Genomic DNA, 11,520 nt, shown 5'->3' with positions numbered 1-11,520 from the left:
CGAAGGGGAGCCGGCTGCGCGCCAGGAGTGGTACTGCAGGTTTACCAGGTCAGGACGGCACCAAAGGCCATGGTATCGTTCTTTTCGGTACCCAGAGTGGAACCACTGATTTCGGTCTGGTCGTACTCGGCAATCAATTTCAGGTTGCTGTTCACAGTATAGAACCAGGCAACTGCTGTATTTTCGTAGGTGAAGTCGGCGCCATTGTCACCTTCGTTTTCACCATATGAAAGGGCTACACGGTTCGGGCCAAAGCTGTAGGAACCCTGCACCAGATACCCATCAAGCTCAACACTTTCATCCGCTACAAAGTTGTCGATTGCTGCAGGGTGGATACCTTCGCTCTGGAAGCCGGATGCCGTCAGTGACAGATCACCAAATTTGACGTTGGCGCCGTAGGAAACACCTGTCGAATCCACACTTGTATCGGCTACTGGGTCATCAGAGCTCTGATACAAGCCACCCAGCCACGCTTTGAAGTCCAAGGAATCGGTGTTTACTGTGTAGGTCAGTTCACCTTCAAAACGCGGTGCATCTTCTGACGAGTCAGCCGACGATTTGCTTGGATCAAAGATACCAACCGCCAGCTGGAGGCCATTGCGGGTGGGCGAACGGTACGTGATCTGTGCTTTCGGGAACGGATAGGTATAGCCACTGCCGATGTTGCCGAAGGAAACGTTGCCACCATCAATAAGACCCAATGCATCAGAAGTCTGGCCATAACCGAGCAGCAACTCGTCTGACATGATATTGGTACGGTTGAACAGACCAAAGTCCTTACCGATCAATACTTGGCCCCAGTCACCATCGACTGTGCCGTAGAACTGACGTACATCGATGCCAGTATCGGTACCCAGAGACTCACCCCGCCCCTGATTATTGGCACGCACCACATCGGAATCATTGATGCTGACCCAGAACGATGAACGCGCACCCAGCTTCAGGTCACCTGTTTCCTTGCCGAAATTGAAACCGATCCAGTTGGGCAGGAAGCCCATTTTGACACGAGACTGCTCGCGGCCATCATTGTCACTGTGTACGTAGAAAGCGTTGATCAGGCCATCGGTCGAGAACGTTGTACCTTCCTGATCATACAGCTTGATCTCGGCCTGGGCCTGGGCCGCCATACCCAGTGCAATCATTGCAGGCAGAAGTCTGGTGGTGAATTTTTTATTGTTCATGGTTTCCCCCAAATAGAAACATCGGTCATGACATCGTGATTACGATGGGGTGATGTTCGCCCAAGGGGAGACCTTGATATATGCAACAACAGAAGGTTTTGTGCACGCTTTCAGGCGCACTACCGAGGCAGACTGAACCGTATCAATGCCGGAGTATTACGACTCTGCCTGAAGGTAGCAGAAGCAGGTGCAACATAAGATATGCTTTATATCCAATTGATATCAATAGATTAATCGCTCAGCTGAAAGTTCAACAAAAAAGCCCTGCCGACAGAGCCGGCAGGGCTTTTTCAAACAGCGGGTATCAGTCGATCAGCTTTTTTTCGGCAGTTTGAAGGTCCAGACAGAGCCACCCTGATTCAGGTGTTTGACACGCTTGGCTACTTCACCACCCCAGAGCGGTACTGCACCACCCCAGCCGGACACAACGGAGACGTACTGCTCACCATCCATCTCCCAGGTAATCGGCGAACCGACAATGCCTGAACCGGTGTTGAACTTGTACAGCATCTCGCCGGTTTTGGCATCGAATGCCATCAGGTAGCCTTCAGGGTTACCAGTGAACACCAGGTTGCCCTTGGTGGTCAGCACCCCACCCCAAAGCGGCGCGTAGTTCTTGTAGCGCCATACTTCCTTGCCGTTAACCGGATCGATCGCACGCAGCACACCAATATACTCTTCATTCATCGGCCTGATGGTGAAACCGGCACCCAGATAGGCAGCACCTTTCTTGTAGGAGATCGGTTCGTTCCAGATATCCATCTCCCACTCATTGGATGGCACGTAGAACAGCCCGGTATCCTGGCTGTACGCCATCGGCATCCAGTTCTTGCCGCCCAGGAAAGAAGGTGCAGACACAACGGACTCACCCTGCTTGCCCTCTTTGGCATCGAGCGGATTACCCGGACGACCACCGTCCTTGTAGACCGGACGGCCTTTCTCATCCAGACCTTCGGCCCAGGTGATCTTGTCAACAAACGGGAAACCACGAATGAAGTCTCCGTTTTCACGGTTCAGGACATAGAAGAAGCCGTTACGGTCGGCAGTGGCCGCCGCCTTCACCGTTTTTCCACCCTGGGTGTAATCGAACGAGATAACCTCGTTCACGCCATCGAAGTCCCAACCGTCGTGAGGCGTGGTCTGGAAGTGCCATACAATTTTGCCGTCATCCGGATTAATTGCCAGACGCGATGAGGAGAACAGGTTATCACCCGGACGCAGATGCGAGTTCCATGGAGCGGGGTTACCGGTACCGAAGAACAGCAGGTTGGTATCCGGATCGTAGGTACCGCCCAGCCAGGTAGCAGCACCGCCCGTTTTCCAGAGATCACCTGGCCAAGTCTGGCCCGGCTTGCCACCGGAGATGCCATTCTCAACCTTCTTGCCATCCTTCCAAACATATCCCATGTGGCCTTCCACGGTCGGACGGGTCCAGAGGATATCACCGGTTTTGGCATCATAGGCTTCAACCTTGCCCACTACGCCGAATTCGCCACCGGATACACCGGTAATGATCTTACCGTTCACGATCAGCGGTGCAGCCGTAATCGAGTAGCCTTCCTTGTAGTCGGCCACTTTCTTGATCCAGACCACCTTGCCGGTATCCTTGTTCAGGGCTACCAGCTTGGCATCAAGGGTGCCGAAAATTACCAGGTCATCATACAGACCTACACCACGGTTGATCACGTCACAGCAAGGCATGATGCCATCAGGCAGTCGGGCATTGTATTCCCACAGCTCGTCACCGGTACGGGCATCAACAGCAAACACGCGTGAATAGGAGGCCGTGACGTACATCACGCCATCTTTGACCATCGGCTGGGATTCCTGCCCACGCTGCTTCTCACCACCGAAAGACAGCGACCAGACCGGACGCAGTTCCTGAACGTTTTCTGTGTTGAGTGCATCGAGCGGACTGTAGCGCTGACCCTGCAGCCCAAGGCCGTTGGTCACAATCGCGTCCGTTGTCATATGATCGGCGAGAATATCCTTGTCGGTCACACTTGCCTGCGCCAGTGTTGCAACCGACATGGCTGCAACCAGCGTGGATAGAGCGAAGCCATTACGGCAGCCAAATTTCTTCATCGCTGTCCCCTTTGAGGATTTTTGTTGTTCGGGAGAGAGCCGGGAAAATTTCCCGACCCGTACAGGCATTCTTGAATTTGACCCCGTTTGGAACAATTGAACGGGCGAAGCAGTTTTCTCCTCACTTGGTAGTAATACCCGGCTGGAGAGCCTGCATTGACTGGCCTTTGCCGCAGCCGTCAACGGCCAAAAGCCGCCTCTTCATAGGCAGGAAAGAGATGAACAACGCTGCGCTGGAACTCGACTTCACGCAGGGCGATGCTGTCAAACTCGGAAGGGATCGGCAGCTGCATCACTTCAGTCATGCTCAAGCCCTGCTCTGCGGCATCACGTAACGTTTTGTCCAGCCAGACCAGATAGGCGTCCATCTGATCAAGCGCACGTTGATCGCTCACCATTGGCCCATGCCCTGGCAGCATCAGCTTGAATGGATACTGCCGCAGTTGTGCAATTTCGTCTCGCCACTGCTGCAGTCCTGGGGTATGTGGAGTTGTCAGGGCGCGCTGATAGAACACCATGTCAAAGGGAAACAGCACTCCGGTGCTGTGGTCAAACAGCACCAGATCAGCGCCACTGTGCCCACTCATTCGGATCCACTCCAGTCGATGGCTGCCCATCTCCTGCACACCGGGTTCAAGTGTCTCGGTCGGCACCACCACTTCCGTGCCGCGCATCCAGTCCCCTACCAGCCGGTACATGTTTTCCGCAAAACTGTCGCCGTGGTTTCGAATCTGCTGCTGGGTCTCCGCCAGAGACACAATGGGAACATCTTGGAATGCCTGATTACCCAGAAAGTGATCGGGATGCTGATGGGTATTGATCACCATGCGAATGGGCTCATCCGTGACCGACTGAATCGCTTCAAGCAGCGCTTCGCCATAACGACGTGATACACCTGTATCCAGTACCAGTACCCCATCGCCAGTTGCTATGAAGGCGGTATTGACGATGTTACCACCATTTTCAACGCTAAAGTCTTCGGTACGCCCCTCAATGAACCAGGTGTTCTCGGCCACTTCCACCGGCTTAAGCCCATAATCGAACGACGCTGCGCTGGCCGACAGAGAGGCCAGCAGGCACAATAAAGCGGTTATCCGTTTCATCTGAACCTCCTAAAGTGGCCGTGTGAATTCATTACCACCGTTATCCCGCAGCCAGAGGGTATAACCGGTCGTATCTTCATCAAGATCAAAGCTGATCACCGGGTTCTCAGATACCGGCTGAGACAACTCCATAAGGATCTGAACCTCGCCGGCCCCATTACGCAATTCAAGCTGCTGCAGATAAAACTCCGGAATCGCATCCACCAACCCAGTGTCCATCGGGTGGATCACACGCAATTTAAGCCGAGATCCCTCGCCTTCTGCGTTGCTGAAGCGGCGCGCCTGAACTTCGCCGAGGTGACTCTGCCAGTAAGGGTCCGCATTACCCATACTGGGCGTGGTGCAACCACCACCGGCCGCTTCGAGCTGGGCATAGCCAATATGCCAGCTGCCGCTTTTGGTCAGCACGGCCGCTCGCACTGCGGTACTCTGCTGCACCTTAATGCGCAGTGAAACGCGACCGTTGGCGTTCTTAATCGGGTAGTAGTCGAAGATATGCTGGATCGGGTTCAGGTCAGCCCAGACCACAATGCGCTCGATCTCACCGGCAAAGGCACTGGCATCGATACTAATCGGCACCTGGGCAGGATCTTCGGCAAATGCCGGGACTTCAACTTTGATACGAGGCTCAAAGCGGTAGTCTGCATCCCCCAGAAAAATTTTCCGCGTGTAGTCCCACATCACTGAATTGAGGGGATCATCGGGTGTACCCGCCTGCAACACCCCCGTAACCAACAGAGCCAGCAGACCGACAAGGCCTGAGCGAAACATCTGCATGTGTCATTCCTCTTGTTTTTATTGTGTGAATCCTGACCGGGTTATTGCGCTTTGGTCTGGGCCGCCTGCTCCACCTGATAGAAAGACGGCGCACTGAAGCGCACCCCATAACGCTCGAAGATCTGCTTCATCTGACCGCCCCTTATCATGTCGTCGAGTACCGCTTCAACGGCATACCCCAGTTGACGGTCAGTCTCGCGCACGGCAATACCCACATCCCACATCTGCCTGCCCATGGTCGGGAAGCTGTTTTCCGCCAGCCTGAAACGCGGATTGCCCCCCTGCTCCAGCAACCAGTCGATCTCTGATCGCATCGCCATCACAGCTGCAACCTCACCCTGCTCCATGGCCTCAAATGCAGCACGCGGGTTGACGTAATGCCGGGTTTTGTCACGCAGCCGCCCATTCAGAGCGGATGTGAAATAGAAGGCCGGCACGGTATCAACCTCGACCCCCACCGGCTCATACTGAAACACCGCAACTGTTTTGACTGAGTCCAACCGCTGCGAGTCATAGGCGACCTGCCAGCGTTCTTCATGATAGGGCGCCATCATGACCACGAATTCGTTGATCAAATACCCCAGTGAATCCTGTTTGTAGGCATAGGCCTTGTCATAGGGCACTCGCAGCATCACATCTGCTACGTTTTTCCGCGCAAGAGGATTGTCTTCATCCTTGTCCAGGTAGTGACCCCGCCAGACATTGTTGCGCAGGTCATCTTCGAGACCTTCGTCGGGCGTGATCCAGTGCAGCTGCAGATCAAGCTCCAGCTCATCCGCAATATGGCGGGCGATATCCACATCCAGCCCGGCAGGCTTGCCCTGTTCTTCCCATGAATACGGTGGAAAGTCCTTGTATACACCGATACGAATATATCCCGAGTCGATCACGTCATCATACAAACGCGCAAAAGCCTGCTCGTTTCCGAGCAGGCCTGCCATCAGGGATATAAGCAGTGTTAGCAGCTTATTCCTCAACATACTTGGTCTCCAGCCAGGTTCTGATCGCCCAGAGCGCCTCCTGACTCAACGTATCCGCCATTTTGGGCATGTAGACGGCGCCATCACGTACCGCCCCGTTTATCACGCGGTACTTGAACCAGTCATCACCTTCAAAATCCGGGCTCAGGTAACGCAGATCCGGTGCGATACCGCCTGAAATACCGTCCAGTCCATGACAGCGAGCACAATTCTGGTTATAGGCTGAAGCACCAATCTTCACCGCCAGATCGTGGTCATCAGAAGGCGTACGATAGGGGTTGGTATCTGCCCAGTCTTCACCCAGACTGGACAGCCCTTCGGTATCCACTGCCTGAGGCGTGACATCGCCGTGTGCCAGAACCTGGCCGGAAAGCGCAGAAGCCATCAAAGTGGCAGCCAACAGGCCGGTGAGTTTGTTATGCTTGGACATGGTTGTTCACCCGTTTCTTGTTTTATCTGACAGAACGCAGCCGGGGCACAGGCCCCGACCTTGATGAGCTCATGATGAACCAGCCGTCACAGCGCCAGAATTCAACCTTGGCACCCAAAACATTGGCCTTTGGTAGTAAATTTCACAGATAACCAGTACCAGGGGTTGATTCAGTCACACCAAGGTAGTAAAACTAAAGCATAACCATTTGATTGTAAGGGATTTTTTCCCGGTAACCATGTGGAATCTCCCGCTCACATCCACCTCCATTCCCAGCATTTCAGGGTCGGCTTCCGTCGCCTGAACCCCCTCTTGCTGAACACAATGCTCTGGCAATGGCCACTCTCGAACGAGGCTGGCTGAACACCACTCAACAGGGTATTGAACTAATGAAAACAAATATAAAAGCGCCACGCCGCGCCCTGCTGGCGGGATCTGTCCAGACCGCTGTACTGGGCATCGCCATCAGCCTTGGCAGTGCCGGGGTACAGGCTGCCTCTTCCAATGTCAGCTGGGACGACATACTCAACGACCAGAGCACCCCGCAGGATGTACTTGGCTATGGCATCGGGCCCAAGGCTCAGCGTTACAGCCCGATGAGCGCTATCAATGTTGACAACATCGAGATGCTGACCCCGGCCTGGTCATTTTCCTTCGGTGATGAGAAGCAGCGTGGACAAGAGTCACAGGCGCTGGTGCATGACGGTGTTATCTATGTGACCGGGTCCTACTCACGCATCTTCGCCATCGACGCCCGCACCGGTAAACAGATCTGGTCCTACAGTGCACGTCTGCCGGACGATATTCGCCCCTGCTGCGATGTGGTAAACCGCGGTGCCGCCATCTTTGGTGACAAAGTATTCTTCGGCACGCTGGATGCTGCCATCGTGGCCCTGGACAAGAACACCGGTAAGGTTGTCTGGAAGCAGAAATTTGGTGATCACAGTGCCGGATATACCATGACCGGTGCTCCCACACTGGTAAAGGATCAGAAAACCGGCAAGGTACTGCTGATTCATGGCTCATCGGGTGATGAGTTTGGTGTGGTTGGCAAACTGTTCGCGCGTGACCCGGACACCGGTGAAGAGATCTGGATGCGTCCATTCGTTGAAGGTCATATGGGTCGCCTGAATGGCAAGGAAAGTACACCGACCGGTGACCCTCGTGCCCCCACCTGGCCAGATGATCCCAACACCGAGACCGGTAAGGTCGAAGCCTGGAGCCATGGCGGCGGCGCCCCCTGGCAGAGCGCCAGCTTTGATGTCGAAACTAACACCATCATCATCGGTGCCGGCAACCCCGCCCCCTGGAACACCTGGGAACGCACTTCACCTGGCGGCAATCCGCTGGACTATGACAACCTCTACACATCGGGACAGGTTGGCGTCGATCCCAGCACCGGCGAGGTGAAATGGTTCTATCAGCATACCCCCAATGATGCCTGGGACTTCTCCGGCAACAACGAGCTGGTGCTGTTTGAATATGATGACGATGGCAAGACCGTAAAGGCAACGGCTCATGCCGACCGTAACGGCTTCTTCTATGTAGTCAACCGTGAGAACGGCAAGTTCATGCACGCCTTCCCGTTCGTTGACAACATCACTTGGGCCACCCATATCGATCCTGACACCGGGCGTCCGGCAGAAGTTGAAGGACAGCGTCCGCCACCGCCCAAACCCGGTGAGAAAAAAGGCGAATCCATCGAGGTATCTCCTCCATTCCTCGGTGGCAAAAACTGGAACCCTATGGCCTACAGCCAGGATACCGGCCTGTTCTATATTCCGGCCAACCACTGGAAAGAGGATTACTGGACTGAAGAGGTGACCTACCAGAAAGGCGCGGCCTATCTTGGCCAGGGCTTCCGCATTCGCAAAATGTATGACGACCATGTCGGCATCCTGCGCGCCATGGACCCGGTCACCGGTGAAACCGCCTGGGAGCACAAGGAGAAGCTGCCATTGTGGGCAGGCGTTCTCACCACCAAGGGCGGACTGGTCTTTACCGGTACCGGCGATGGCTACTTGAAAGCTTTTGATGCCAAAAACGGCAAGGAGCTGTGGAAGTTCCAGACCGGTTCCGGAATCATCTCCAGCCCCATCACTTGGGAGATGGACGGTGAGCAGTACATTGGTGTCGCCTCCGGCTACGGTGGAGCCGTGCCACTCTGGGGCGGCGATATGGCCGACCTGACCAAGCCCGTACCACAGGGCGGGTCCTTCTGGGCCTTCAAGCTGCCGAAGTGGGCTAACAAGTAAACCCATGGGGCCCACGCGGCCCCATTTTTCATGGCAGGAGATCTTCCATGCTTAAATTGATTATTCCCACGTTGGCCCTGTCATTGCCACTGACAGCCCTCGCGTGTGAACCCGCGCAAAAAGCCGAATGCCCGGGCGCCAACCTGCAGGGACACAACCTTGCCGGCATGCAGCTTGATGGTATCAACCTGAGCAAAGCCAATCTGCGTTATGCCGATTTGCGCCATGCAGATCTGCGTGGTGCGAATCTTGAAGGCGCCGATCTTAGCCACGCGCTGCTCACACGGGCCAATCTGGAGAAGGCCAACCTGCGCGGTGCCAAACTGAATGAAGCCAATATGGTGGCCATTAGTGGCTGGGCCCTGTTTGCACAGGGGGCTCAATTCAAACAGGCACGGCTGGATGGGGCGGATCTGTCATTTGCCCGTCTTAGCAATGCCCGATTCGAACAGGCTACCCTCTATGCCGCCAATCTTGAAATGGCATGGATGACCAAAACCCGTTTTACAGGCAGCAATCTGCGTGATTCTGACCTGCAGGAAGCCAAGCTCAATAACGCCAACCTTGAAAACGCTGACCTGCGTGGAGCAAAACTCCGCTTTGCAACCTTTCAGAACACCTGGATGGAAGGCTGCACCGGCTGCCCCCACGACTGGATGACGCCTAAACACCCCATTGAGTAACCAGCCACATAACTGAAAGGCCGCTGCAACCTTCATCAGGTGCAGCGGCCATTATCACTTCAGAGAGCAGCCTGCCAGGGCAAGTGTAAAGCTCAAGGTAGCTCAGAGCAGCCCGGCTTGATCAAGCCACAGCGGATAGCCAGATGCACCAGCTCCGCAGTCGATCCGACCTCCAGTTTGCTCTTCAAAAGCGCACTGTGATTGGACACCGTTTTGGCACTGATACAGAGCTGGTCCGCAATGTGTTTCGGGGTAAGGCCTCGCGCCAGCATGACAAAAATCTCAAACTCTCGTTGTGTCATGTTGGCCAGCCGAGGATCGCCGCCGCCCTTGCCCTGCATCGCCAGTCGCGTTGCCAGCTCATGCTCCACATAGGGCTGCCCTTGCACCACACGCTTAACAGCGTCCAGCAGAATTTCGGGCGAACTGCTCTTGGTGATATACCCCAGCGCGCCAGCATCCAGGGCCTGCTTAACCATCGGTAGCTCATCATACATGCTGAAGAACAGTACTTTTGCCGATGCATCCCGCTCCAGAATACGTTTGGCCGTTTCGATCCCACTGATATCGGGCAGGTTGATATCCAATATCACCAGGTCGGGCCGCTGTTGCAGCCAAAGCGCAAAACCATCGTGGCCACAGCCAGCCTCGATGATCTCGCACCGTTCCAGCATGGCTTCCAGCAAACTGGCATAGCCCTGACGTACAACCGCATGATCATCAGTCAGCAGAATTTTCATCACTGTGCGCCCCCAGGCAACGGAAGATCAAGTTTGAGCAGCAGGCCCTGCCCCACCGCCGAGGTTAATTCCAGACTGGCATTCATGTAACGAGCTCGCTCTTGCATTGAACGCAGACCCACACCAGGGCGCAGCTCGGCAGGCAGCCCCTGACCATTGTCCTGCACACGTAAGCTCAGATGATCACCACAACGGATCAAACTGATACAGACTCGTGTTGCCTGAGCATGCCTTGCCACGTTATTCAACGCTTCCTGCAGTAACCGGTAAAGATGAGTCGCTGACTCCTCATCCGGCAACTCCGGCAGGGTTCTGAGCAGCAACTGGCACTCAACTCCACTGCTACGCTGCCACTGCTCCGCCAGGCTGCGCAGAGACTCCTCCAGCCCCAACGGCTCCAGTATCACCGGATGCAGGCTGCGAATCAGGCGCCGAAAACCCTGCTGAATCTGCTCGCAATCGCGCACGATCAAGGGTGCCGTTTTCGCTACGATATCAGCCCGGTCCGACGCTTTACTCAGCAGGTAGGCCTGGGCATGGATGCCAGTCAGGTATTGGCCCAGATCGTCATGCAGCTCACGAGCGAGGTAGCTGCGTTCCTTTTCCTGCAGCGCCATCAACTCACGGGTCAGACGTCGGTTATCCGATTGCTCACGCTCCAGCACCTCGGCCATACGGTTGAAATGATCGGCAAGACGTCGCACCTCCGGCACAGAGTAGTTGCCAAGGCGGGCATTGAATTGCCCATGCTGAATACGATCCAGAGCCTGCAGTATCTGAGCAACCGGGCGCATGCCACGGCTCACGCCCCAGCTGATCGCGGCAGACGACAGCAGCGCCGCACCGGAAAACAACCAGAAAATCTGCAACGCCGATTCCCAGACCTCTTCCAACTCATCGGCAGGGTCTGCGATCAGAACCAGCACCTCCTGCTCATTGAGTGGAATGCGTCGCTCAAACAGTGGTTGATGCGCAGGCCAGACCAGTGCTGCAAACCAGTCCGGTGTGTCACCTCCCCCCCAGCTTTCGGGGGTCGGTGACACACCGGCAGGCAGTACCTGCAAATTCAGGTGCCTCAGTTCCACCTGCAGCAAAGAGTCCAGCTGCTCCGGATAGCGAACTGCCTGCATCAACAGTTGCTCTGCCATCCGCATGCCGGACGAAAGCTCGCGGCGAATATCAGAGCGTGCCTGATGCATCAGGGCATAGAGACTCAGCAGCAGGGCCAGTAAAAAGGCCGCTGCCACCAGCAGGTTCAGTCTGACGACGGCTCGCATGGCATTCAA

The 11,520-nt window shown here is 55.4% G+C and carries 10 protein-coding genes; 2 read left to right on the top strand and 8 right to left on the bottom strand.

Going from position 1 to position 11,520, the window contains the following annotated elements; all coding sequences use genetic code 11:
• Nucleotides 1-41: 41 nt before the first annotated feature.
• The 6 genes from ACAM29_RS04880 to pedF form a co-directional block, all read right to left on the bottom strand.
• Entirely contained in the window at nt 42-1,181 is a 1,140-nt protein-coding gene (locus tag ACAM29_RS04880) for a porin (RefSeq protein ID WP_091823910.1), read from the bottom strand.
• 312 nt (nt 1,182-1,493) lie between these two features.
• Nucleotides 1,494-3,266: a PQQ-dependent methanol/ethanol family dehydrogenase gene (locus ACAM29_RS04875; RefSeq protein ID WP_206834268.1), complete on the bottom strand. Its 1,773-nt coding sequence runs from the start codon at nt 3,264-3,266 to the stop codon at nt 1,494-1,496.
• Between the two features lie 179 nt (nt 3,267-3,445).
• On the bottom strand, nt 3,446-4,369 hold the full coding sequence (locus ACAM29_RS04870; RefSeq protein WP_369623402.1) for a quinoprotein relay system zinc metallohydrolase 1: 924 nt from the start codon (nt 4,367-4,369) through the stop codon (nt 3,446-3,448).
• Nucleotides 4,370-4,378: 9 nt separating this feature from the next.
• Nucleotides 4,379-5,146 carry a quinoprotein dehydrogenase-associated SoxYZ-like carrier gene (locus tag ACAM29_RS04865; protein WP_369623401.1) on the bottom strand — a complete coding sequence of 256 codons (768 nt, stop codon included), beginning with the start codon at nt 5,144-5,146 and terminating at the stop codon, nt 4,379-4,381.
• 41 nt (nt 5,147-5,187) lie between these two features.
• Nucleotides 5,188-6,126: a substrate-binding periplasmic protein gene (locus ACAM29_RS04860; RefSeq protein WP_369623400.1), complete on the bottom strand. Its 939-nt coding sequence runs from the start codon at nt 6,124-6,126 to the stop codon at nt 5,188-5,190.
• The gene (pedF, locus tag ACAM29_RS04855; RefSeq protein WP_369623399.1) at nt 6,113-6,556 is read right to left on the bottom strand and encodes a cytochrome c-550 PedF; all 444 of its coding nucleotides are present in this window, start codon (nt 6,554-6,556) and stop codon (nt 6,113-6,115) included. The genes ACAM29_RS04860 and pedF overlap by 14 nt, the downstream gene beginning before the upstream one ends.
• A gap of 389 nt (nt 6,557-6,945) precedes the next feature.
• On the opposite strand from pedF, the gene ACAM29_RS04850 reads away from it, so the two are divergent.
• Together ACAM29_RS04850 and ACAM29_RS04845 are read left to right on the top strand one after the other, a co-directional pair.
• Complete coding sequence (locus ACAM29_RS04850; protein ID WP_369623398.1) at nt 6,946-8,811, top strand: methanol/ethanol family PQQ-dependent dehydrogenase; 1,866 nt, start codon at nt 6,946-6,948, stop codon at nt 8,809-8,811.
• A gap of 47 nt (nt 8,812-8,858) precedes the next feature.
• Entirely contained in the window at nt 8,859-9,494 is a 636-nt protein-coding gene (locus tag ACAM29_RS04845) for a pentapeptide repeat-containing protein (protein WP_369623397.1), read from the top strand.
• 92 nt (nt 9,495-9,586) lie between these two features.
• On the opposite strand, the gene ACAM29_RS04840 is transcribed toward ACAM29_RS04845, so the two are convergent.
• Together ACAM29_RS04840 and ACAM29_RS04835 are read right to left on the bottom strand one after the other, a co-directional pair.
• Complete coding sequence (locus tag ACAM29_RS04840; protein WP_091823890.1) at nt 9,587-10,234, bottom strand: response regulator transcription factor; 648 nt, start codon at nt 10,232-10,234, stop codon at nt 9,587-9,589.
• Entirely contained in the window at nt 10,234-11,511 is a 1,278-nt protein-coding gene (locus ACAM29_RS04835; RefSeq protein WP_369623396.1) for an ATP-binding protein, read from the bottom strand. Before ACAM29_RS04835 ends, ACAM29_RS04840 begins: the two co-directional genes overlap by 1 nt.
• Nucleotides 11,512-11,520 lie beyond the last annotated feature (9 nt).

The organism is Marinobacterium sp. BA1, assembly GCF_041155135.1.
GTDB lineage: Bacteria > Pseudomonadota > Gammaproteobacteria > Pseudomonadales > Balneatricaceae > Marinobacterium > Marinobacterium iners.
Note: the sequence above shows the minus strand (reverse complement) of the source record. Positions and strands in the feature narration are given on the sequence as shown.

What these genes read in the sequence shown, in the direction of transcription:
- ACAM29_RS04880 (WP_091823910.1), bottom strand. Translation starts at nt 1,181, where the DNA reads ATGAACAATAAAAAATTCACCACCAGACTTCTGCCTGCAATGATTGCA.
- ACAM29_RS04875 (WP_206834268.1), bottom strand. Translation starts at nt 3,266, where the DNA reads ATGAAGAAATTTGGCTGCCGTAATGGCTTCGCTCTATCCACGCTGGTT.
- ACAM29_RS04870 (WP_369623402.1), bottom strand. Translation starts at nt 4,369, where the DNA reads ATGAAACGGATAACCGCTTTATTGTGCCTGCTGGCCTCTCTGTCGGCC.
- ACAM29_RS04865 (WP_369623401.1), bottom strand. Translation starts at nt 5,146, where the DNA reads ATGCAGATGTTTCGCTCAGGCCTTGTCGGTCTGCTGGCTCTGTTGGTT.
- ACAM29_RS04860 (WP_369623400.1), bottom strand. Translation starts at nt 6,126, where the DNA reads ATGTTGAGGAATAAGCTGCTAACACTGCTTATATCCCTGATGGCAGGC.
- pedF (WP_369623399.1), bottom strand. Translation starts at nt 6,556, where the DNA reads ATGTCCAAGCATAACAAACTCACCGGCCTGTTGGCTGCCACTTTGATG.
- ACAM29_RS04850 (WP_369623398.1), top strand. Translation starts at nt 6,946, where the DNA reads ATGAAAACAAATATAAAAGCGCCACGCCGCGCCCTGCTGGCGGGATCT.
- ACAM29_RS04845 (WP_369623397.1), top strand. Translation starts at nt 8,859, where the DNA reads ATGCTTAAATTGATTATTCCCACGTTGGCCCTGTCATTGCCACTGACA.
- ACAM29_RS04840 (WP_091823890.1), bottom strand. Translation starts at nt 10,234, where the DNA reads ATGAAAATTCTGCTGACTGATGATCATGCGGTTGTACGTCAGGGCTAT.
- ACAM29_RS04835 (WP_369623396.1), bottom strand. Translation starts at nt 11,511, where the DNA reads ATGCGAGCCGTCGTCAGACTGAACCTGCTGGTGGCAGCGGCCTTTTTA.